Consider the following 23609-nt stretch of genomic DNA (forward strand, 5'->3'; position numbering starts at 1 on the left):
CATTAAGGATTACACAACCTCCCCGTACAGATCAAACTCGTGGGCTTCGGTAATGCGGACATTGGCAAAATCGCCCTGACGAACAAACTGTGTGGCCTTCACCAGCACCTCATTATCCACTTCCGGCGAATCAAATTCGGTCCGGCCGATAAAGTAGCCTCCCTCTTTACGGTCGAACAGCACTTTATAGGTGTTTCCGACGCGCTCCTGGTTCAGTTCATAAGAAACGCCCTGCTGTACTTCCATGATGGCATCGGCACGCTCCTGCTTAATGTCGTCCGGCACATCGTCGGGCATCGAGAACGAGTGCGTATTTTCTTCGTGCGAATACGTAAACACGCCCAGGCGGTCGAACCGCATGCGTTCGACGAAATCATAGGTTTCGTCGAACATGGCTTCGGTTTCGCCCGGATGACCCACGATCAGGGTCGTCCGCAGGGCAATACCGGGTACTTTCTCACGGATGGTATGCACCAGTTCTTCCGTTTTTTCGCGTGTAATACCGCGCCGCATCAGCTTCAGCAGCTCCGTTGAGCCTGTCTGAAGCGGCATATCGAGGTACTTAGCCACGTTCGGGCGCTCGCGCATCACATCGAGTACGTCCATCGGGAAGCCCGACGGATAGGCGTACTGCAACCGGATCCAGTCGATGCCTTCGACATCGGCCAGTTGGTTGATCAGGTCGGCCAGATTTCGTTTCTTGTAAATATCAAGGCCGTAATAGGTCAGGTCCTGCGCAATCAGAATCAGCTCTTTGGTTCCTCGGCGGGCCAGCGACCGGGCTTCGAGAACGAGCTCATCGATTGACCGCGACACGTGGTGACCACGCATCAGCGGAATGGCACAGAATGAACACGGACGGTCGCAGCCTTCCGCGATTTTCAGGTAGGCATAGTGCGCCGGGGTGGTCAGTAACCGCTCGCCTACCAGTTCGTGTTTGTAGTCGGCTTTCAGCGTTTTCAGCAGCCGGGGCAGTTCGTTGGTCCCGAACCACGCGTCTACCGACGGAATTTCGACCGACAGTTCATCTTTGTACCGGTGCGACAAACAGCCCGTTACATACACTTTATCAACAATGCCCGCTTCTTTGGCGTCGGCATAGCGCAAAATGGTGTTAACCGATTCTTCTTTGGCGTTGTCAATAAATCCGCAGGTGTTAATGACCACAATATTGGCATCGTCTTTTTTCGACTCATGCGTCACATCGTAGCCATTTCCTTTGAGCTGCGTGAATAAAACTTCGGAATCAACCAGGTTTTTTGAACAGCCCAGCGTAACGATATTGACTTTATTGGTCCGTAATCCTTTTGTTTTCAATGTACTATCTGCTTTAGCAGCCAATCGTGGCTCTCTCAATGGCCAACGTTGAACTATTCCTCAAAGTTCGGAAAAATAGTACACCGAAAAAAACCTTCCCTACTTCCGGACCGGAACAAACAGGACGGCATCGGCCACGACAGGCCCGTCGGGCTGGCTGGCGCCGATCTCCACAAAGCCGTTTTTACCCGCGCTGAAATCATATTCACCCAGAGCTACCCACTCGCCCGACGTTTGACCAACAACCACAATATCAGCCGGTTTAACTTTAATTTCCTTTTTGGCTTTACCATCCGACACCGTAATTCCCAGCTCGGTGGCACTTTTAGCTAGTCGCGGGAAATACGTAAACACCTGATATTTTCCCGGACGCGTAATTGTCGGGGTAAACCGTACTGAAGGGGTGCCGTTCTGCGCTTCATAGACCAGATACGACGCGCCATAACCGGCCTTACTCTTGTCGGTTTTCCATTCGCCCGACGCCGTAATACCGTCTTTATCTTCGTTATCCACCAGAATTTCAGGCGTCGAACCGTCGGCCAGCGGGTTCATGTTCAGTTCCCGCTGCAAACGGGCAATGTCTACGTGATGCACATCGGTTTTGGCATCAATCGCCATGGCGGCGGCCAGTGCTGTCGACTGACCCAATACCATAAACACCGGCTCCATCCGGATGGAACCATAGGCAATGTGGCTGGCCGACAGACAGACCGGCACCAGCAGGTTCCGGCATTCGGTTGCCTTCGGAATCAGGGAGCGATACGAAATCGGATACGGCCCAAACCCGCCTACTTCGACATTTCCTTCGTTTTTGACGATCAGCTTACCGTCTTTTTCGATCACCAGCCGCTGGCAGTTGTGAGAATCCATGGTATAGGCCGCCAGCCCGACGCCATCGGTCACGACTTCCTTCGCCTGGCAGTTGGCCTGCGTCATGACATAGGCCCCGATCATCCGGCGCGCTTCCCGCACATACAGCTGCGAGCTCCAGTTGCCGGTATCGGTGTATTCGTCTTTCGGATAGCCCCACTTCCGCATTTCCCTGCGCAAGTCTTCCGGCACGCGCGGGTCATGACCAACAAAATAGAGCAAGCCTTTAGTATACAGCTCGTGATCGCGGATGATGCGTTCCCGTTCGGCATAGTCCGCATCCGGATAGCGGTAATTCATGCCAATCATATCCGTCGAAAAGCCGTTGCGGTTGTTGATGTCCGTTTTTTTGTTCGGCATTCCGCTCCAGATAAAATAGTCGTTCAGTGTTTTTTTCTGCGGTTGAGCCGCCATCAGCCGGGCCAGCAACTCGTATTTGGTAGAGTCGTAGCCAGCCGGGCGGGTAATGGCCACCTGATTGGCAGGGTCCGACGACAGGCAGATGCGGTAGTTATAGGCCTGTACCGATTTATCACCGGTGCCGTTGGGAGCGAGTTTAGCGGTGCTGATTCCCCACAGCAAGCCGGACTCCGGTTTGCCCGGTACCCTGTATGGATCAAGGCCATCGGGCAGCTGGTGACCATTCATGAGCTGTACACCGCTCAGCGTCTCGTTATACACCGAATTATCTTCACGACCAACGAAATACGACACACCGGCTTTGGCCATCAGATCCCCTTCGTAGGTGCAGTCGATGAACATTTTGGCGCGGACAGTCTGCTTTTTCGCCGGTGCATCCGATTGCTCCAGCACAATTTCCTGAATCAGGCCGTCTTTTTTCTTCACGCCGGCCAGCCGGTGTTTGTACAGCACCGATACGTTTCCGCGCTTAACATAGTCGTTGAAGAGGTCTTCGGCCACGTGCGGCTCAAAAATCCATTGTTCAAATTTACCATAATGCTGACCGATGCGCCGGTAATAATCGCGGGCAAGGCCGGTGATGGCGTATTTATTGCCGATGTCGGTCAGGCCGAGGCCGCCGGAAGTCATACCGCCCAGATGCCGGCCGGGCTCAATGAGCAGTACGGTTTTGCCCATTTTACGGGCGGTATAAGCGGCAATTACCCCGCCGGAGGTACCACCGTAAACACAGATATCGACTTGCTGCTGCGCCACGGCTACCGACGCCAGCATGCTCAGGAAAAGGATTTTCAGGATTCGCATAGGGATTTGAGGGGGTAATGGTGCAGGTCGGACCTTCCTGGAAGTTTAAAACTTCCAGGAAGGTCCGACCTGTATATCGAAACACAGATCAATCACTTACCATTCAGTGCTTCCCACTGAGCGGTTTCAAAGGTCGGGTCGGTGGGCGAGAGTTTTGGCGGATAGATCAGAATCGCTTTTTGTTGCAGGAGCGACTTTTGCAGGTCTTTCACCGGCAGGGTGTGTACCGTCTTATTCTGCTGAATGCACAGCGCACCGGCCGTACCGGCAGCCTGTCCCAATGCCATCCAGCACGGTTCCATCCGGAGGGTCGAAAAGCCGATGTGCGTGGCCGAGGCGGGTACCGGAGCCAGCAGGTTCTCAATCGGTGAGTCGGGCACAATCACGCCATAGGGCACGGTGTAGACCGCCGACGGATAGCTCAGGAAGCCGTCGAGGTGAATCCGGCCTTTTTCCCGCTTCCGGACCGCATGCGAATCAAGGGCGTAATGACTGGCCGTAATGCTGTCGGCATGTACCGGCGGACGACCACCTGGTTGCGTTGGCCGGGCGTCGTGGGCCTTGAAAATGTATTTGCCTTTCATCCGGCGACCTTCGCGCACGTAGAGCTGCCGCGGGAAGTTGCCGTTGTCGGTATATTCGTCCTTAGCCCAACCCCATTCCGAGCATTGTTTCCGGAACCACTCCGGCAGGGCGGGGTCGTTCTGAGCGAAGTAAAACAAGCCTTCGGTATACTCCCGCAGACGTTGCGCAAACCGGTCGCGCCATTCCCAGGCCGATGTTGGATAGGGCCAGTTTTCTTCCGGCAGATCGGTCGAAATAAAGGCCAGGTGCTGGTTGTTCCCGTCGTTTTTGCCGTTCGGCAGCTTCACCATATTGGTCAGCCACGCAATCCCTTTCGGCATCCCCGGCACAACCGGCGGCATACCCGCCTTTGCCAGTCGCTCGTTTTCAGCCTTTTGGGCGTCGGTCAGTTTCAGGACATCAACACCCGTATGAATACCGGTTTTCACATCATCCACCAGCGACATATACTCTTCGCGGTTATAGCGGGCCGGTTTCTGAATTTTCGTCCGGATTTTCGGATCGTTGGTCACACACAGGCGGTAGTTGTAGGCCTGGACCGCATTATCAGCCTCAAATGTTGAACCGGGGCCTTCCTTCCCGCCCCAGTGCTTATAAACGCGGCCGGCACCGATCTCGTCGTATTCCGATTTTCCTTCACGACCAAGCATAAACGGCACACCCGCCGCTGCAATCAGGTCGCCCTCGTAGGTGGCATCCACAAACATCCGCCCCTGATATGTCTCCGGCTGCCCTGTGTTGCGGTTAATAACCCGAATGCCCTGAATCCGGTTTTGCTGAATCGTCAGGTTTTCGGGTTCAAAATCAAACTGCCGCATCGTCAGCACCGTAATGGCCGGATGTTCGCGGAGCAGGTCTTCGAACACCTTTGCCGCTACCGACGGCTCAAAGTGATAGCCGTCCGAGCAATCTTTTACCTGCTGCGAATCAGCGCCGTACGTATCGACATACTGCTTTTTGATGCGCTGTACAAACTCCAGAAACAGCCCGCCGGTCGCACCCCGGGTAGCAATATCGGTCGCCCCCAGGCCGTTGGCTGGTAATCCGCCCATGTAGGCCGTCCGCTCCAGAATCAGGGATTTTTTGCCCAGCCGGGCCGCTGCCACCGCCGCCATGATGCCCCCGGGCGTACCGCCGACAATGATCAGGTCATAGTCGGCGGGGGCCGGAGCGGCTGACGTATGGATAGACAGTGCAGATAAGCCGGTTGTCAGCGCCAGCCCACCCAGCCCTGACAGTTTTATAAATTCGCGTCGTGTTGCGTGCATATGTATGTAGGGGCGACCCCACGTGGTCGCCCGTTAAAATTTTCCCCACGTGGTCGCCCATTAAAAGTTTCCACCCCACGTGGTCGCCCATTAAAAGTTTCCGCCCCACGTGGAGTCATCCGTTAAACCAATATAAAAACGTGTTTCTGAAGTAAGCACCCATCCGTCGCTTTATACCGATCTACCTGATACTTAATAGCCTGGATTTTGCGTCAGCGCCTTATTGGTAACGGTTTCGATGTTCGGAATCGGCCACAGGTAATCGCGGTTCGTATTGAACACCCGCACCTCCACCACCCGCATATCCGCACGGTTGGGCACCACGCTGTAATCCGGTGTACCGTTTTCGTCGATTTTCGGTGCCGTTGCCAGTAAGCCCTTCGGAATCCGGCCGAGGAAGTTACCGGGCATTACCTTATCGGCAATTTTCCAGCGGCGGATGTCAAACAACCGCAAGCCCTCATTCGCCAGTTCGTACTTCCGTTCTTTCCGGACTGCCGACCGCAGCGCCGCCTGTGACTGACCCGTTTTGATGGCCGGCATGTTCACCCGCTGCCGCACAGCGTTGATGGCATCGTATACCGACTGATCAAGCTGATTGGCTTCAATTTTAGCTTCGGCATAAATCAGCAGCACCTCGGCATACCGGATCAGAATCGCGTTGATTTCCGAATTGCTGCGGTCATCCTTGTCGGTCATATCCGTGTATTTCCGCCAGCAATACCCCGTGTAGGTCGCAAAGGCGTGAATAGCGTCCTGATTATCAATCCGCGTGGCCGGTGTGGTGTTGTAGTTCCAGGTCTTCACACTGTCTTTGTGCGTTTCGAACTTAAAATTAAAATAGTTCGATCCGGGTACGGCCATTGTAAAGTCGAGGCGCGGGTCACGGTTTTTAAACGGATCTTTGGGGTTATACAACGGCGACTTGTCGATTGACAGGCCATCGGTACATTCGTAGGAATCGACCATGCACTGCCCCGGCACTTTGTTGGAAGCTCCCTGTGCATTCCGCGACAGCAGGTTCTGCGGCGTGGCGTGCGTTTGTGTGCCTTTCAGGTACTGAAACGCAAAAATAATCTCGGTCGCTGTCTGCCCTTTATACGAAAATAACTCCCCGAAGTTGGTGTGCAGCTTGTGGTAGTTAAGGTCCATGACGGCCTTTGCGGCCGAGGCTGCTATATCCCATTTTTCGTTGTAGAGCGCAAACCGGGCTTTGGTCGCCAGAGCCGCTCCTTTCGTGGCACGGCCGTTATTTTTTGCATCATAGCTAACCGGCAGATCTTTGGCGGCTTGATCGAGTTCGTCCAGCATAAACGTCACCAGTTCGGCCTTCGGGCTCTTGGGTATCTGTGCCTCCGACAGGGCCAGCACATGGGTAACCAACGGCACCTCTCCGAACAAACTGACCAGATAATGATAGGTGTAAGCCCTGACAAACCGTGTTTCGGCCTTGTAGCGCGCAAACAGCGCTGCGTCCATTTTGCCCTGCAGCTTGTCGATATTGTCCAGAATGAAATTACAGCGCGCAATGGTTTTGTACGATTCTTTCCAGACCGACACCACAAACGAGTTATTGCTGTCGTGGCTGCCTTTGCCGATCTGCTGCCAGGCGCTGTTGTTGCGGTCCCACGAAATATCGGTCACCACATCGAGCAGCAGCGGTACCGGCATCCCGTCGCTCGGTGTGTAGGTCATGGCTTTATAGGCCCCGTTGACCGCCAGCAGCAGCTCACTTTCGTTGGAGAAAAATGATTCGGCCGACGGGCCTTCGAGCGGATACCGCTCCAGATAATGGTCGTTACAGGCGGGCAGGGTAAGGATCAGACCAGCCGCCAGCATTCCGTATTTGATGTATTTCAACATGATGAGTTCAGCTGTTTATCAGAAGTTTGCGTCGATACCAAAGCTATAGAGCTTCACTTGCGGGTACGCGTTGCCCACGCCCACCGGCGTTTCCACATCATACCCGTTCCAGAATTTATCGATGGTGAACAGGTTCTGACCATTGGCGAAAATCCGCAGGTTTTTGATACCTGCCCGCTGTACCACCTTCGACGGAATCGTATAGCTCAGCTGCACGTTTTTCAGGCGCAGATATGCCGCGTTTTTCATCCAGAAACTCGACACCTTTTCGTTGTTGGCTTCGCTGAAGGCCAGACGCGGGAACATGGCGTTCGGATTCTCCGGTGTCCAATGGTTTTTGTGCTGTTCCTGCACGGTACCGCCCAGGTAGAACGGCATAATACCCTGCTGGTACAGGAAGCCATTGGCTTTGCCCACACCCTGCACCAAGACATTCAGGCTGAAGCCTTTCCACGACGCATTCAGGGTGGTTCCGTACGTAAACCGCGGCAGCTGACTGCCCAGCACCACTTCGTCGCTGGCGTTAATGATTCCGTCGTTGTTCTGGTCCTTATACTTAATATCGCCCGGTTTGATTACCCCGAACTGCTGGGCGTGGCTCGCCACCTCATCGGCGGTCTGGAACAACCCTTCGGCCACCAGCCCGTAAATCGAAGCGGACGGATAGCCTTCACGATTTACGGTCAGACCGGTTTGATTCACCCCGCGCATGTCAATGACTTTGTTTGTCAGATCCGAGATATTGAAACCCACGTCGAACTTAAAGTCCTTAACAGCAGCGCGGTAGTTCAGACCAAGCTCCCAGCCACGGTTGTCGACAATACCCGCATTCTGCGTTGGTGCGCCCAGGCCGATGATGCCGGGAATATCCAGCGTCAGCAGAATGTCGTATGTGCGCTTGTAGAAATAGTCAGCCGTCAGCGTAAAATGCGAAAACAGCGTAGCGTCGAGCCCTACATCGGTCATTTCACTGGTTTCCCACGAAGTTTCCGCATTCGCCATTGTATTCAAGGCAGCCACATTAACAATCTGCTTACCGAATGTATAGGCGCCGAAATTCAGGTACGACGTAAAGCCGTATGTACCGGTCGTATTCTGGTTGCCCAACCGCCCCCACGAACCGCGCAGTTTCAGTTCATTGACCACATGCGACAACGGCTGCATAAAGTTCTCCTGCGAAATCCGCCAGCCGGCCGATATCGATGGGAAGAAACCGTATTGCCGACCGGCCGCAAACCGTGAAGAACCATCATAGCGTGCATTGGCTTCGAGCAGGTATTTCTGTTTGTAGTCGTAGTTAATCCGGCCAAAGAGCGACTGCAACGCCCACTCAGATGCACTACCCGACGACCGCTGAATATCTGAGGCACCAGCATTCAGCACCTGATAATCAGGCAGGATAAATCCTTCGCGATAGGCCGAACTGTTGTCGTTCCGGAAGTCTTCGCGCTGGAAGCCCAGCAGCATTTTTACCCCGTGATCACCGAATACCTTGTCGGCCGTTACGGTACCGCGCAGGGTGTTGTAGAACGACCGGCTATTGGCTTCGGTCAGCGTACTTTTGGCTGGTGCCAGGAAGCTGAGCGTCCCGTTTGGCTTGTAGGTCTGTACGGCTTTATTGAAGTTTTTGTCGAACGAGATGGCATACTTTGGCGCAAAGGCCACTTCGGCCGTCAGCCAGTTGGTCGGGCGATAGGTCAGTGCGCTGTTCAGCAGCACATACGGGCTGTTGTTTTTGCGGGTACCGCCGTCGCGTGAAAAGGCAATCGGATTATCACCGTTCCAGCCATCCCCCCATGTTCCGTTTGCGTTAATGCCGATCTGGTTGGCCGGAATCCGGTTCATCCAGTGAAAGACCTCATCTGTACCCCGCCCCGGTTCTATCGTAGTAGGTGCGACAAGCTGCAAATCGACCCGGGCGCTGAATTTCTTCGAGAGCTGAATATCGGCGTTGTTCCGGATTGTATACCGCCGGAAGCTTGAACTTTCGATGATGCCTTTCTGGTCGAAAAAGCCGATTGATGTCAGGAACCGGATACGGTCGCTGCCACCGTTGATGCTCAGGAAGTGGCTTTGCTGTAAACCGGAGCCGGTCAGCACGGCCTTCTGCCAGTCGGTGTCCGGATACAGATCACGGTTAGTGGCTCCTTCTGTACGGTATTTCTGGATCAGATCATCCGAATACAGCGGAGAGCGGCCAACGTTCACATAGGCTTCGTTGGTCAGCAGCATGTGATCAACCGCGTTGGCCATTTTCGGCAGGTTAGTCGGTGCCTGCCAGCCTACATAATTGTTGTAGTTCACGGAAATCCGGTTGCTTTTGGCCCGTTTCGTCGTCACCAGAATTACCCCACCAGCTGCCCGTGACCCGTAAATGGACGAGGACGCGGCATCTTTCAGCACCGAAATCGTTTCGATCAGATTCGGATCAATGTTATCAATTGACCCTTCGATCCCGTCGATCAGTGTCAGTGGTGCTGCCTGTCCAATACCTCCCAGACTGTTCCGGATCCGGATAGTTGCTCCGTCGCCGCCCGGCCGGCCCGAGCTCGTTTTTACGATGACACCCGGCATCAGGCCCTGCAGCGCCGAAGACGTTTGTCCGACCGGACGTTTGGCAATTTCGACCCCATCGACCGCCGCTACGGCACCGGTCAGGTTTACCTTTTTCTGCGTGCCGTAGCCAACGACAACCACCTCTTCCAGCGATTTTACGTCGTTTTCAAGCGCGACATTAATCTGTGTCTGGTTTTTTACCTCTACTTCGCGCGTTTCGTAGCCGATGAACGAGTAAATCAGCGTAACGTTGCCGTTCGGTATGTTCAGCAGGTAGTTGCCGTCCTGATCGGTGGTGGTGCCACGGGTGGTGCCTTTCACTACCACACTCACACCCGGCAGCCCGTTTCCGGTTTTGTCGGTTACCTTACCGGTGATCCGCTCATCAGCCGCCGTAGCCGATGGCTGCACCGACTGGAGCTGATTCATCACGGGCACCATATTCTGCCCGCCCACCGGCAGCGCCGTTGTGTAGGTCATGGCACTGAACGGAGTCATTACCTCATTCGTCTGCCGTTTGGGCGTAATGATATAGGCACTCTGATTCAGTTTTTTAAAGCGGAGCCCCTGCGCTTTCAGCAGCGCAGTCAGATTGGTTTCCAGTTGAGCATTCAGGTCAATAACGGCCGATGTCTGCCGGTCTGCCACGAATTTATCCTCAAACAGAATATCAATGCCATAGTGATTTTTCAGGTTCAGCAACTGCTGCTTCAGGGAGTGTTTTTCCCTGCGGGACGCTTCGGTCGAAGTCCGTTTCTTTCCCTGTGCAAAGGCCCAGGTCTGAGCTTGCACCCAACACGGAAAACCAGTCAACAAGGTACCAGTAAGCCAGGCTATTGGTAACAACTTTTTCATTGTTAATCAGTTAAAGGTTGAACTACTAATTACGATTTACGAAGGACGACTTACGATATGCTGAAAATCTCTTTTTCAGCACGTTTTCAAGGCATTCTTCTGAAATGGAAGTAGTATAAGAGGTTACAGTCTGGGTGGTATAGCAGAGAGTGTCAGGGTTTTGCCGGAACGGGTCACCTGTAACTCAAGCACTTCGGCAATGGCCCGGATCAGGTCATTTGAGGTGCGGGCCTTGTAGGTACCGCTCAGTGTACGGTCGGCCAGGGTTGTATCGGCCAGCCGAACGGTCAGGCCATACGTTTCCTTAACCATATTGACAATTTCGCGCAGGGGCGTATTGTCGAATACAAACTGGTGCGAACGCCAGGCCGCGAAGGTCTCGTGATGGGTATTACGGCCCTGCGTCAATTCTCCCTGCTGCGAGAGTGTTACCCAATCGCCGGGTTTCATCATCAGCTGCTGCCGCTGCGCATTGAGAGTCGGATAACTTAGCTGCACTTTACCACGGTTCAGCGCCACTTTTGTCGCATGCGGGCGGGCCATAACCGAAAACTCAGTGCCCAGCACTTCCACTTCGACCCCATCCGGCGTTTCGACCAGAAACCGCTGGTGCGTAACGGTGTGGCGGACATCAAACACGGCTTCTCCCTCCAGCCGGACACGGCGCGTCGACTCACCGAAGCCAAACCGCGGGATATACAGCATTGAATGTCCGTTCAGCGTAACGACCGAACTGTCAGGCAGTTTCAGCAAGCGGGTCTGCCCGAAATCCGTTGCGTAGACCTTATACCAGACAAGATCCTGGCCAGTATAGGCCAACACACCCAGCACCAGGCTCGCCGCAGCGGCCCACAGCCACGTCCGGCGGCCAATCCGCACCAGTTGTTGTCGTTCTTCGTACTCGTACGGATCGATTACCGCAGTCTGCGGCTGGTCAATGCGCTGGCGAAATCGGCCGAGAGCCTGATCAATGTCAGGCGCATACTGGGGCACGCGTCGTTCCCATTCTTCCAGCCATCGAAAATACAGCTCGCGGTTGGCGGGCTGCTGCTTCAGCCAGTCAGCAATCATTTTCCGTTGAAGCGGTGTGACCTGACCGGCAAAATAGGCCTGCATTAATTCTTTTGTCACCATGTCAGCTTGATGTATAATGGACAATGAATAATGTATAATGATTTGGCATAAAGCGACTTACGACATCACATCATACTCATGGAGCCTCAAATCAGATTATCATTTTACATTGTTCATTACTCTTCCCCATTGTTCATTTTACATTGTTCATTAATTTTCCCCGATCCAGTTGGCGAGCAGGGCAAGAAACAGGACATTTTTCTGTGTCAGAATTGTTCTGAGCGTGGCAATCGCCCGCAGCAAGTGATTTTCAACCGTTTTAGGGGCGAGGTTAAGTTCGGCAGCAATTTCCTTGTATTTCTTGCCTTCAAAGCGACTCATCAGAAAGATACGCTGCTGCTGAGGGGTCAGCTGACGCATAGCCTCGTCGAGGGCTACCTGTAATTCATCCTGCTGCATGAGCCGGTCGGGCTGAGCTGCTTCGGCTTCGGGGCGATCCAGATCATCGGGCATCGGTTCCTGCCGGTTTAGTTCCCAGCGGATGTAGTTATACGCGCGGTTGCGGACCGCGTAGAACAAGTAAGCCCGGAAGGAAGTCGTCACGTTGAGGTAAATTTCCTTAACCCAGAACGCATAAAACACATCACTCACGAGGTCTTCGGCAACCTCCCGGTTTTGCACAAACCGAACCGCATGGCTGCACAACGGCCCGTAATATTGCCGGAATAATAATTCACACGCCTGTCTCGGATTATGGCTGAAGGCCTGCCGGATAAAAAACTCACCATCGTCGTCGGCCTGGGCCAATTCGTCGGCAGGATGCATGGGCACAATACGGGTAGACCATTTTTCTGAGGGCTGATCAGGGTTGAGCTTCGATAACATACGCTTCAGGGGTATGACATACTAAAGACAAGGTCAGGGCGCAAATCCCCCAGAAATTTTTTATTATTTCTCCAAATAGTTAAGCATATGCCCCCCAGGCATTGGAAGGGCATATGTTGTCAGAAAAATCATTTTGCAGCAGCCTGCATCAATACCGGTTTCATACCGGCAGCCCGATTGTGGCTCAACATCCGGCGGCTTCCACCGCTCCGCTGTTATGTCCCTGACGAGACAAGTCTGTGAAACGTGAATTCATTTACAACATTGTAAAAAATTTACGTTTTTTGTAAATTCGTAATTAAATTATGTGGGGATGTATTTGCTCAATAAGGGTTCAGATCCACCTGTACCTGTCGAGGCTATCATAGAGCCTGTGGCCATTAGTGACCTGAAAAAGCTGACAAAAAAAGATTTCTATTTTGTATGGAAAGACTTTCTGGAAACCGAACTGTGGAAATTAAGAACGACAGAAAGCAGAGAGATTCTCGGTGTCATGTCGCTCACGTATTACCCGCTTGAATACCGTATTGAAATTAATCTTATTGCCAGCCGACGGGATAACACTGGATCAGACAAGCAATATGATCGGGTTGCCGGTTGTCTGATTGGCTGGGCATGCCGGCTGGCAGTGAAGGAATATGCCCATCTGGCAGGAATATCACTAAAACCCAAAACACGTTTAGTAAAACATTATCAGGAAAAGTATGGTATGCTGAGTGGTGGGCAACAATTGTACCTTGATGGACGCCCTCTTTATCAGCTTATAGAAACGTATATTGATCATGAACCTTGACGAACTTACTCCTGAAGAACTAGCAGATGGTTTTATGATACCGGCCCGAATGACTCCTGAACAGAAACGCCGGGCAGATCAGGAATTAGCCGCTATTCGTCAGAAGAGATTCACAGAACAATCTGAGCAGGATATACTCTATGGCCGGATGCTGCAATTGAAAATACATATCGAAGACTATATCAAGCAAGACACGTTTGATCCCAACAAAGACTTTTCATACTTCCTCAGGTCGTACATTGATATTCAACATAAAAAAAAGGTCGACATAGCATCTGAGCTTGATATTCACCAAACTAAGCTTAGCCAACTCCTGTCCGGACGCCGGGAACCTTCTGAAGATATTTTTATCCGGTTAGAGTTTCATTCTAATCAGTTTATTTCTGCCCGTGACTGGTTTCGTCTTTCTATGAAACAGCAGGAGCATGCGATTATGACAAATGCTTCACTCAGGAATAAAGAAAAAAAGCATGTTAAAGGGCATTTGAACCTGAATGCATCCATCCGATAGCTCATAACCCGTGGCTACCGACAGCTACCGACGCTCCGCTGTTATGTCCCTGACGGGACAATGGATGTACACACCATTTTTTTAAAAATTCTGACTTACCTTTTGGCACTTCGACAGATTAAGGCAGTAAATCAACGTGACAGAATGCGTTTACCCATCATGCCGGGTACGTAAATGCCCGTTGCTTATTTTTACCAGACAGCCGCTGTATGCCGAATGTTTTCCCCCGTTTTCACGACGACCGGGATTTATACGAAGCCCTGCTACAACGCCATGACCGTGCGTTTGACTACCTCTATGCCGAACTGGCCCACCGGTTCCGGCATTGGGTGATCCAGCATAACGGAACCGGCATGGACGCCGAACTCGCCACCCGAAAAGGGCTATGAAACTGACCGAAGCACAATATGAATTGATTGAAGCCTATCTGAACCGGGAACTCTCCCCCACCGATCAGGCTACTTTTGAGCAGGACATGGCACAGGATCCGGCCCTGGCCGAGGCCGTTGCCCTGCAGCAGCAGGTCAGGGACAGTTTCCGGGCCATTGGGCTGGAACGCAAGCTGCAACAGGCCCGTGAACGCTGGCAGGTATCGCAGGCCCGCGAAAGCACACCGGAAACAATCATCCGGCCGATGCCGCAGCCACTGCCCCGGACAAGCAACCGGATGTATTGGCTGGCAGCCGCTTCGGTGTTGCTGGCCGTAAGCCTGGGGATCTGGCTAGACCGGTCGCAGCAAACGGAACGTACCACCAGTCTGGCGTTCAACGAAGCCTACCAACCTGACCGGTCCGGCGATCTGAGCCAAAGCTTCAGCACCGATATGCGGCCGCGTCAGCAGGCACAGTTCCGGGCGATCTACCACCAATACCAGACCGGGAATTACGACGCGGTGATCCGCGAGCTGAAAACGCTCCCTGCCGATCAGCAGACGATCCATTACCGGAATTATATGCTGGGCCTGAGCTATCTGGCCAAAAAAGAACCGTCCAAAGCGATTCCGTACCTGACGTCGGCCCTGAAAACGCCCACCAGAACATTACACCAGAAATCGGAATGGTTTCTGGCACTGGCCTACCTGAAAAACGGCGAAACGGTCAACGCACGGGAAGCCTTACAGCGCATTGCCGGATCAGCGAGCCATCCGTATCGTAGGCTGGCGGAAAAGGTACTGGCGAAGTTTTAGTTTTTTGTCATTCCGGAATCACGAGGGATCTTCAGGCTATCAATAGTATTGGCCAATGAGATTCCTCGTGACCCCGGAATGACAAAACTGGTCAGCCAGCCAGCTACTGATTCGTCAGTGTTTTAATCTCCGTATCGGTCAATACGCGCTGATAGATGCGGATATCATCCATCGCGCCATTGAAGAAATATTCGTAGTCCTTAATCTGGGCACCGAAACGCAGTTCACCGCCCAAACAGTTGTCGTAACCATTGCCCGGCAGGGTGTTATTAGTAGCAAAAAGCTGACCACCGATGTAGAGTTTAGCGACATTGCCGCCCAGGGTAAAAGTCAGGTGATACCACTGATTTGCCTGAATCAGGCCGTATAACACGACCTCCTGCCAGCCTCTCGATACCTGGCAGCCACCGTTTTGCTTAAAAGCGACAACGACTTTTTGCTGTGACCCGCCGTTTTCCGAGGGTTTCAGCTGGGCGGCATACTGTTCCGAATTGCTGTCGGCAAAACGGGACTTGTTGAAGAGCTGCATGGCCGTTCCGACTACTGTCGGGCGGACCCACATGCTGACTGAAATCGCTTCCGGCCGCAGGGAAGCATGATCCGCGATCGTGAGATAGTCGGTAAGGCCATTCAGCAGGATGGCCCCGTCCGGATTGCCTTTGCGATCGGTGATAAACGTGGGTTTACCGACCATTTGGGCGTTATTGCCGGTTCCGCTGGCATCGGCCGTCGATCGGTTTGTAAACGGCAGGTACAAGACTAGTCCTGTATTGGAAACAGCCTCGGCCTGCGTGGTAAACGAGCGCGGCGGTGTTCCGTAGACCACGCCCTGCGCCGTACGGGCATAGGTGCGGTAAGTATAGGGTGTATTTGGTGTCAGGTTGTTCAGCACCACCGGCACATTGCTGCCCACAATCGGGTTAGTGACTTCAACGAACGGCGAATTGGTTACCTCGGGGCTGGTGTTGGCCGATGAATAAACGATACCGAACTGTGTCGCTGCCGGTGAACCGGGATTGTCGACACGCAGAAACAGCCTGGCCGTTTTGTCATCCACGGTGGGTGTGCCACTCACCGATACGACCGCCTGCGAGCCTGTCGTTATCGACTTGACGTTGCCGTAGCCCTTACCGGCCTTGTTTTCAGCAAAGGCCCGCAGGTAATACACCGTATTGGCGGTTAACTGACTGACAACAAAAGACTTGATTTCGTTCAGCGACGGAGTTCCTGTCAGCTGAATAACCTGATCATCGACGGTTGGCAGGCTGTTGGTACTCGAGTAACAGATGCCATAACGTGTAACGGTTGCGTTTCCATTGTCGGTCAGCATCATGCGGAGCGTCGCTGATGACACAGCGATAGCCGCAGGGTCTAATGTTGTCACGGCAGGTACTACGGCATCGCTGACTTCGATACTCAGACTCAGCGGCAACGACTGTTTACAACCGTTGCTTAATGTCGCTTTGACAACATATTTACCGGCATTTTTGTAGGTGTGCTGAATGATGGTTTCCGTGTTCCGCTTCGTGTCACCATCGCCAAATTCCCAGAGAATTTCATCGATGGTGCCCGATGGTTGCCGCAGCGAAATAGTCGTTACCAGCCGGTCGGCCTTAACGTCCAGACTGGCAGACAGCGGATTGCATTGGCGAAGTTGCTTTTGGGCGGGGAGTTCTTCCCAGGTAGCACAGCTCACGACGCTCAGCGTCAGAACGAGCAGTGCGGTGTAACCGATTATGCGGTGGGCAAGATCGGTTTTTACTTTTTTGACGTGGTTTTTCACGTTACTTTTAGCGTTTGATTTATGAGAATTCACACGGTTACTATACTTATGGTCAAGAAAAAGCAACATAAAAACGCCCGATTGGTCCTCTTTTGTCTGATGAGTATACTCGGGGCAGGATGTTCGGAGTGATCGGTCAATATTCCCGGCAAAAAACTCTACCAGGCTCCTCAGGTTGAAACCCTTACGCTGGGGTATTCGTCGGTGTCGGTACAGGCAAAGGCGCTGAATGTTACCGAAACACCCTTGCAGAGGTTTGGTAACATTCAGCGCTTTTGCCATCAGTGTGACCAATCCGAATGTACCCCTTTACGGCATCATCCGGACGTTTACGACGGCAGAGATTGTTCCGGACATACATACCCTGAGCTTACCCGCTTCTCCGGCATCCACCTCCGCACAGGCACAGATGCAGATCAACAATATCAGTCAGCTTACCTTAAAGGAAATCGGCATCAGCTTTTCGCTGAACAATTCCAATCCGACGCTGGCCGATAATGTTGTCCGTACTGACAAACCGGCTGAATTCCGGTCGCTCAATACCTTCGCACTGAAAGACCTCGCCCCTTCGACAATCTACTATTATCGGGCCTATGCCATCACGCCGCTGAAAGAAAACGAACCGTTCTACGGCAATGTCATGAATTTTATCACACCGGCCCGTACGCCCTAAAACGTGTAGCGGGCCGCTACCCCGACCCCGGTTGGGGCTGGTTGCCAGCTAAGACTCTTACGGTTGGTTTTCGGTTTTCTGATCAGGAAATATACCTCGGCTAATACAGCCGCAGAGGCTACCCCGATACAGGCTTTGTAGAGACTGTTTTTGCTGCGGGCTTTTTCGGCAGCGTTATACGCTTTATCCCACTGATCCTTTTCGGCCTGTGTCAGGATTGTCCCGTCATTGTCAGGATCAACCGAAGCATTGATGCTTTTTAATTCGCCCAACTTATTGTTAAACTCGCTTTTGAGCGTGTAGGCATATATGTTTGCCCCCAATCCGACCACGCCGATAGCGGCAATAACTCCCGTACGGGCCAGTGATACGCTTACGGGCGCCGGTTTGCGAACCGGTACAGACGGCACCGGCGAGGGGGGCACCGCGGCGGTGGTAACTGACGTTACCGGTGTCTGAGCGACCGGCTTTGCTGCCTCCTTCGCGGCCTGTACGGCCTGTGCTTCTTTCAGGTAATTGTCGCTGTTCTGAATCTGAATCTGCAGAATGTCTTTCTTGACGGCATACGACAGCGCTTCTGTATAGGCCTTTTTAGCCTCGCCGTATTTCTTCCAAGCATAGGCTATGTTTCCCTGGTCTGTCCAGTAATCGGTCAGGTTGCTTTTGGTAATCATATCTCCCGGATTGATGGTCAGGACCTGTTGCCAGAAACCCACGGCCTCTGCTCCCCGTCGGGCGCTGATGGCCTTTACGGCCTGATCACGCAGATACAGACAACGGTCGATGTCGGCAATCCGGGCGGTGGCATAGGGATCTTTCTCAAAGCCGGGTACTTCCAGACAGTTCTGATACTGCCGCCTGGCTTCCAGGTACCGTCCTTGTTTCAGCAGATCATCGGCTTTCTTTTTGTACTTGTCATACTCATCATCCAGCGTCGGGCGGGGGACCGTGTGCGGAACCGTTCCGGAGGGAGTAGCGGCAAAAACGGGTAGCGCACTCCCGATAAAGAGGAGCACAGCCATGATGTACAGTTGTTTCATACTTGCTTGTTGTTGTAGCAGTCTGTAGTTATGGTGGTTAACAATTATAAATTACGGTCGCATTCCTTAATTTTGGCCCGCACATCTGCCGTGTTCATCAGCGTCTGCGCGACCAGATACCACGATTTTGCGCCCTCGTATTCTTCCCGCTGAAAAATCAGGTCGGCCTTTGTTAAGTACGTGCTATACAGCTCCGAAGCCGCGCCGGTGATCAGCCCTTCCGCTTCTGCCAGCTGACGGGCCCGGGCAAAGGCCGTCATGGCCGCACTTTTGTTGTTGCCGTTTTTGATGGCGCTTTCTCCTTCCGAAATCAGTTTTTCGTAGTCCTGCTGTGCCTGCTCACGGCGGGCCCTGGCTACAGCCGCCGCCTGTTCCTCTGCGGTTGGGCCGACGGGTGTCGGCAAGGCTGGTCCAACCGTTGTTTTAGTTAGTAGCGCGGCTTTCGTGATGGCTGTCTCTGCTGATTTCAGTGATTTAACTGCCGGTTGGGTAACCGGAGCCGACTGGGTTGGGCCGGACAGGGCAGCAGTTGTACGATCTACCGTTTTAGCGATGGCCGCACCGGCCGGTTGGTCGGTCGTACCGGTTCTTTTCCAGACAACTATCCCACCAAGCAACACCGCCGCCACAGGAGCGGCCCAGATCCAGCGCGGTTTGGCCGCAGGACGCGGCGTGCTGTTTCCGCCATACACATCCGTCAACGGGCTATCGGTCAGAGAAGGTATTACAGCAGGGCGAGGTTGGTACACATCGGTAAAGGCGCTGGCGTCGTGCCGCAAGTCGGTAGCATCTTCAGCAATCATAACCGGCTTCGGCCGCATTTCCTCCTGACAGCGGCGAATGCCTTGCAACGCGCCGGTATGTCCGGGCTCGTGCGACAGGGCTTCTTCATACCACAACTGCGCCCGGGCAAAATCCTGCTGCCCTATGGCCTTTTCCGCCTTTTGCAGCAATCCGTCGACCAGGTGCCGGTTAAGCAGCCCGAGGAGTTCCTCTTCTTTGCGGGCCCGTTTGCGGATATCTTTTACCAGACACCGCTTCACCATGGTCCGGCAGGGTTCCGGCAAACGATCCAGGTCTTTGGGCAAGGTAACCTTAACAATTTTCTTTTCGATCTCCCGCTTAATAAGCTGCTCGCTGCCCTGGCGTGCATCTGACGCAAAGGGCTTTTCACCCGTCAGCATTTCGTAGAGAATGACACCAAAGGCCCACAAATCAAGGTTAAAACTTACGCGGCTACCTTCGATCTGCTCCGGTGCCTTACAGGAAGGTGTCCCGCGGCCGTCGCTCAGATCAAAATCGGAGCTATCGATCTCGTCGTCGCTGACTAGCTTACTGAGCCCGAAATCGGCGATTTTAGGCACGAACCGGTTTTGTTTGTCGCGGGAAATGAGGATGTTCGCCGGTTTAAAGTCACGATGGACAATCCGGTGCTGGTGCAGGTGCGGCAAGCCGAGCAAAATGCCCCGCGTGAGGTCAAAAATATCATCGGGAGAGAGTTTCCGGTGTTTGAGCAGGTCCGCGAGATTGCCATCGGGGTAATACTTCATGAGGGCAAAATCGCTGATTCCGGTATCGGTCTCGAGCCGGTAGCAGGCGTCGTAACGGGCGATATTGGCTTGCCGGGGCACGCGTTGTGCCAGTTCGAATTCGGCTTTCAGTGATTTGGGGTCGTTGCCTTTAAACTCACTGATTTTAATAGCGACCCATTCCGTCTCAACCTGATCTTCTACCTTAATCACTTTTCCATATGACCCGCTTCCCAACAGCATCCCCTCATCGTTGGGCCGCATTGGGTATCGTTTCCGGAATTCCTGAAAAGACGTAAAGTGTTGGTTCATGGCGGGCACGTTAAATCAACATTTCTTGATTCAAAGATAGGCTAAAGGCTCTTTATCCGGAAACTTCCCGCAAAAAATGGATAACGTACTACCCGCCAGACCACCTTGTTACGCCGCCAGATGCAGCGTTTATTGCTGTCGTTTTTTAAAACCATGCAAATAACCGGCTGGCCGTGGCGACCGGTTTGGGTTTCCCAACCGATTTGATATGGACCACATACCCGGAATAATTATCTTTTACCTGATTTTCACAACGTTGCAGCAATATACGGAGTTTGTCTTCGTCAGAAACGGGGGCGCTCAGGATGGTTTCCAGCGTCGGTTCGTCAACCTGTTCGAGCATCCCGTCGGAACAAAGCACAAAGTAATCGTCTTCGCAGACATCATTCAGGTGAACCACCTCCGGCTCAGGAACGCTGATAGGCCCGCCGGTCAGGTCGGTACTGCTCAGGCTCACCGAACGGCTCAACCGGTTCCGCCACGGATGACGCAACGCCTGATCGGCCGTGATAATCCCCGCATCAACCATATCGTTGACCTGTTTGTGGTCGCGGGTCTGAAAAATAACCTTGCCGTTGCGCACCTGGAATACACGGCTATCGCCGATATGGGCTACGGTCGCGCCCTGTTCATGCAGGTGTAAAAACGCAACAGTTGATCCGATGCGGTTAATCAGCGGGTTCGACCGCATAAACCGGCCATACTGACTCAATGCTTGTTCAACGACTTCCCGGAGGTGGTCACGCGTAAAAACGGCGGGACAAACAACAGCCTCGTACCGTGCAAAGGCCTCACAAAGTAATCGGCTGGCCACCTCCCCCTTATCGGCTCCTCCCATGCCATCACATACCACAAACACCCGCGTCTGGTGATTGGCAATGCCTGCTGCCGGATAAAGTGCATCCTGATTCGTTGGCCGCTGGCCGGTTTCAGTAAAGGATAAAGGTAAGTGTGTTTCCATAGTTAACATTGGTGTTTACTGCGTCTGGTCGGGATCAAACGCAATGGGAATTTTATACGTTTCCAGCACGGCAGGACTGACACGGACATGCTCCAGCCGGAAGGTGTCAATCCCTCCCAGCGTAATCAGGCCGCCATCCGGCACGTCCACAACATCGGTTGGCAGCAACCGGATCTGTTCCAGAAAGGTGCCGTTCAGGCTTGGCTTTACGGCCGCCGCACCTGGTTCAACCGCACCGTCCTGCAACTGATAGCGAAACTGCCCGCTCCATTTATCAAATACAACCGTCAGTGTGCAATGCCGCCGGCTGATGAAGCAACGGTTATCATGTAAATAGCGCTCCATCCGTACCGTACAGGTTTCTGAAGTGCCCAGGCTGTTTAGGCCGTACCGGATCGGATACGAAACCGCCGGATTACCGGTATACACAAGCCGGCCAAATCCGGGAAGGTTCTTTGCCTTGTTTTCATCGTAATAAAACGAGGTCGTCAGCACATTAACCTGCCCGCATCCGATGTGTGAACAAACAATTTCGCCTCTGGCCTGATCGGCGGGTTTAACCATCAGACTCCGGCCACAATGCCGGCACTTCATTAACGTATTTTTGTACGGTGTCATATTCTGGTAATCTAACAAACAGAAAAATAAAGTTACATTTTTTCAGTCCGTGTCGCTACCAGGGTGTACATTAACTGCTTGTTATTGTTGGAACGGTAGGTTTGCTCGTGGTAGGTCATTTTCACATCGCCGAAACCGAGTACGTTCAGGTACTGAATCAGCAGTTCAGGGCTGATGTGCCACCACGTTTCCAGCGGCCCCTGTGCCTGCCGGTTCGGCCGTAAAATCATGCTGGGCCCAGACACTTTTTGCCGGATGCGGCTGAGCAGACGGCCGGCCCATCCACTGGTAAACGTATGCAGTATGCTTTGACGGCGGTTATCCAGAATCTCGGTAATAATAATCTTCTCACGGGTCACGCGGGCCGCCTGCTGAATAGCCAGCAGCGGGTCGCGGGTGTGCAGCAGAATACTGCCGAAAGTTGTAATATCCACTTCATTCACCCCGGCCGGTATCCCGTAAACTGTTCCATGAATAACCTTGGCATTAAGTGAAAGTAAACGGTGGGTAAGCCAGAATGCATTGTTTTGCTTCCGGATGTGTTCTTTCCTTTCCTGGGCCAAGCCATCGGTATCAATACAAGCAAACGGTACCACATCCCAGTCAAAGTCTGGCGATAAGTCATAGCAAGTCACCCGGGCGCCCTGCGACTCCATGTACCAGGTCAGAAACCCGTTGGCTGCCCCCATTTCGAGCACGTGTTTGCCAGCCAGCGGTACATGACCCAGGTAGTTGCCCGCAGTCCGGCGCAGGTCCCATTCACCGTCAACAGTTCCGAAGCCCGGCAAGTCGACAGTATGGTAAAAAACACAGTCGGACAGATCCGAAACGTATCGCGGTTCGGCATAAGTTAGTGTTGGCAATGTTTTCATGGTAATATGTATGCAATAATTTGTGAAAATTGTGCTATGTCATCCAAATACAAGTTAAGATGTACATATATTTTTTTTTCAATATTACATATATATTCAGGTAGTATATATGCATAAGCCTGAAACTTATAAGCCGTTTGATAATCTCCTGACCGGAGCAGGGTCTATATATAAATGAAACGCTATTAGCTATTTCGCAGTAAAGCCTACCCTTATCCGGGCCGACGTATCGCCGAAAATCACGCGTCCGTCGAGGGTATACGTCAGCTTAGCCAGATTACCCGTTGTACCGGCAGGAATCGTTATGGCATGTTGTAAAACAACCGGATCTGCCGAAGACGGCAACTGACCTGTTGACCACACAGCCGGATCCGTCCAGCTTCCTTCCTTAACCGTATAGATTGTTGTCTGTAAGGTCTGTTTGGCAAAAACCCGGGTGTAGCCATAAATTGTGGAGGTTGAATCAGGTTGCGTTGTACCGCTGATAAGGTAATTCCCGTTGGGTAATACCGCCATCGCCTGAAGCCGGTCGTTGCCTTTGCTGATCAGTTCGCTCCAGATACCCAAAAAGCTGCTCCCGTCGAAACCGGCTTTAAATACCGCAAAGTCGGACCCCTCGCGGGCGCTGATGACATTAGCACTGATCAGATAACGCCCGTCGCGGTCGCGGCTGAGCTGGTGGTTTTCCGTTGCGCCGGGCCGTGGACTGGCAAAAATCGGGTTGCCGCTGAGCCGCGTACCATCGGGCGCGAGCCGTTCCAGCCGGATTTCGTATGTATTGGTGACAGCTACATAACCATCCGCCCGTTGCCGACGGGATGATGTCCTGGTAAT

General features: G+C 53.0%; 19 protein-coding genes. 5 read left to right on the forward strand and 14 right to left on the reverse strand.

Translation table 11 applies throughout. The features are described 5' to 3' along the window. Nucleotides 1–9: 9 nt before the first annotated feature. The 7 genes from rimO to BLX24_RS21895 form a co-directional block, all read right to left on the reverse strand. Nucleotides 10–1317: a 30S ribosomal protein S12 methylthiotransferase RimO gene (gene rimO / locus BLX24_RS21865; protein ID WP_071505341.1), complete on the reverse strand. Its 1308-nt coding sequence runs from the start codon at nt 1315–1317 to the stop codon at nt 10–12. 99 nt (nt 1318–1416) lie between these two features. Next, entirely contained in the window at nt 1417–3411 is a 1995-nt protein-coding gene (locus tag BLX24_RS21870; protein ID WP_071505342.1) for an FAD-dependent oxidoreductase, read from the reverse strand. A gap of 92 nt (nt 3412–3503) precedes the next feature. After that, nucleotides 3504–5264, reverse strand: coding sequence for an FAD-dependent oxidoreductase (locus BLX24_RS21875; protein ID WP_071505343.1), 1761 nt, complete (start codon nt 5262–5264; stop codon nt 3504–3506). Nucleotides 5265–5456: 192 nt separating this feature from the next. Then, entirely contained in the window at nt 5457–7127 is a 1671-nt protein-coding gene (locus tag BLX24_RS21880; protein WP_071505344.1) for a RagB/SusD family nutrient uptake outer membrane protein, read from the reverse strand. Nucleotides 7128–7145: 18 nt separating this feature from the next. Then, a complete protein-coding gene (locus BLX24_RS21885; protein ID WP_083422111.1) occupies nt 7146–10538 on the reverse strand; it encodes a SusC/RagA family TonB-linked outer membrane protein in 3393 nt (1130 codons plus the stop codon). A 123-nt stretch (nt 10539–10661) separates the two neighbouring features. Continuing rightward, nucleotides 10662–11672: a FecR domain-containing protein gene (locus BLX24_RS21890; protein WP_071505345.1), complete on the reverse strand. Its 1011-nt coding sequence runs from the start codon at nt 11670–11672 to the stop codon at nt 10662–10664. A gap of 150 nt (nt 11673–11822) precedes the next feature. After that, the gene (locus BLX24_RS21895) at nt 11823–12497 is read right to left on the reverse strand and encodes an RNA polymerase sigma-70 factor (protein WP_229201866.1); all 675 of its coding nucleotides are present in this window, start codon (nt 12495–12497) and stop codon (nt 11823–11825) included. Nucleotides 12498–12810: 313 nt separating this feature from the next. Here BLX24_RS21895 and BLX24_RS21900 point away from each other — a divergent pair, with 313 nt between their 5' ends. The 4 genes from BLX24_RS21900 to BLX24_RS21915 all read left to right on the forward strand — a co-directional run bounded on the left by BLX24_RS21900 (nt 12811) and on the right by BLX24_RS21915 (nt 14987). Further along, nucleotides 12811–13290: a hypothetical protein gene (locus tag BLX24_RS21900; RefSeq protein WP_071505347.1), complete on the forward strand. Its 480-nt coding sequence runs from the start codon at nt 12811–12813 to the stop codon at nt 13288–13290. Further along, nucleotides 13280–13801, forward strand: coding sequence for a hypothetical protein (locus BLX24_RS21905; protein ID WP_071505348.1), 522 nt, complete (start codon nt 13280–13282; stop codon nt 13799–13801). The genes BLX24_RS21900 and BLX24_RS21905 overlap by 11 nt, the downstream gene beginning before the upstream one ends. 209 nt (nt 13802–14010) lie before the next feature. Further along, nucleotides 14011–14190: a hypothetical protein gene (locus BLX24_RS21910; RefSeq protein ID WP_071505349.1), complete on the forward strand. Its 180-nt coding sequence runs from the start codon at nt 14011–14013 to the stop codon at nt 14188–14190. After that, entirely contained in the window at nt 14187–14987 is an 801-nt protein-coding gene (locus BLX24_RS21915; protein ID WP_071505350.1) for an anti-sigma factor, read from the forward strand. The genes BLX24_RS21910 and BLX24_RS21915 overlap by 4 nt, the downstream gene beginning before the upstream one ends. 103 nt (nt 14988–15090) lie before the next feature. Here the strand turns inward: BLX24_RS21915 and BLX24_RS21920 are convergent, their stop codons facing one another. Then, nucleotides 15091–16770: a LamG-like jellyroll fold domain-containing protein gene (locus BLX24_RS21920; protein ID WP_177225892.1), complete on the reverse strand. Its 1680-nt coding sequence runs from the start codon at nt 16768–16770 to the stop codon at nt 15091–15093. Nucleotides 16771–17026: 256 nt separating this feature from the next. On the opposite strand from BLX24_RS21920, the gene BLX24_RS21925 reads away from it, so the two are divergent. Next, nucleotides 17027–17443, forward strand: a complete 417-nt coding sequence (locus tag BLX24_RS21925) for a hypothetical protein (protein ID WP_071505351.1) — start codon at nt 17027–17029, stop codon at nt 17441–17443. On the opposite strand, the gene BLX24_RS21930 is transcribed toward BLX24_RS21925, so the two are convergent. From BLX24_RS21930 to BLX24_RS21955, 6 genes are all read right to left on the reverse strand, one after another. Further along, nucleotides 17440–18483, reverse strand: coding sequence for a tetratricopeptide repeat protein (locus BLX24_RS21930; RefSeq protein ID WP_071505352.1), 1044 nt, complete (start codon nt 18481–18483; stop codon nt 17440–17442). The genes BLX24_RS21925 and BLX24_RS21930 overlap by 4 nt on opposite strands. 44 nt (nt 18484–18527) lie before the next feature. Then, a complete protein-coding gene (locus BLX24_RS21935) occupies nt 18528–20324 on the reverse strand; it encodes a serine/threonine-protein kinase (protein WP_071505353.1) in 1797 nt (598 codons plus the stop codon). Between the two features lie 145 nt (nt 20325–20469). Continuing rightward, nucleotides 20470–21285, reverse strand: a complete 816-nt coding sequence (locus BLX24_RS21940) for a PP2C family protein-serine/threonine phosphatase (protein ID WP_143092752.1) — start codon at nt 21283–21285, stop codon at nt 20470–20472. Nucleotides 21286–21300: 15 nt separating this feature from the next. Continuing rightward, the gene (locus tag BLX24_RS21945; RefSeq protein ID WP_229201867.1) at nt 21301–21903 is read right to left on the reverse strand and encodes an FHA domain-containing protein; all 603 of its coding nucleotides are present in this window, start codon (nt 21901–21903) and stop codon (nt 21301–21303) included. A 32-nt stretch (nt 21904–21935) separates the two neighbouring features. Then, nucleotides 21936–22775, reverse strand: a complete 840-nt coding sequence (locus BLX24_RS21950) for a class I SAM-dependent methyltransferase (protein WP_071505355.1) — start codon at nt 22773–22775, stop codon at nt 21936–21938. Nucleotides 22776–22964: 189 nt separating this feature from the next. Further along, a complete protein-coding gene (locus tag BLX24_RS21955; RefSeq protein WP_071505356.1) occupies nt 22965–23342 on the reverse strand; it encodes a hypothetical protein in 378 nt (125 codons plus the stop codon). Nucleotides 23343–23609 lie beyond the last annotated feature (267 nt).

The organism is Arsenicibacter rosenii, assembly GCF_001870735.1.
Classification (GTDB): domain Bacteria; phylum Bacteroidota; class Bacteroidia; order Cytophagales; family Spirosomataceae; genus Arsenicibacter; species Arsenicibacter rosenii.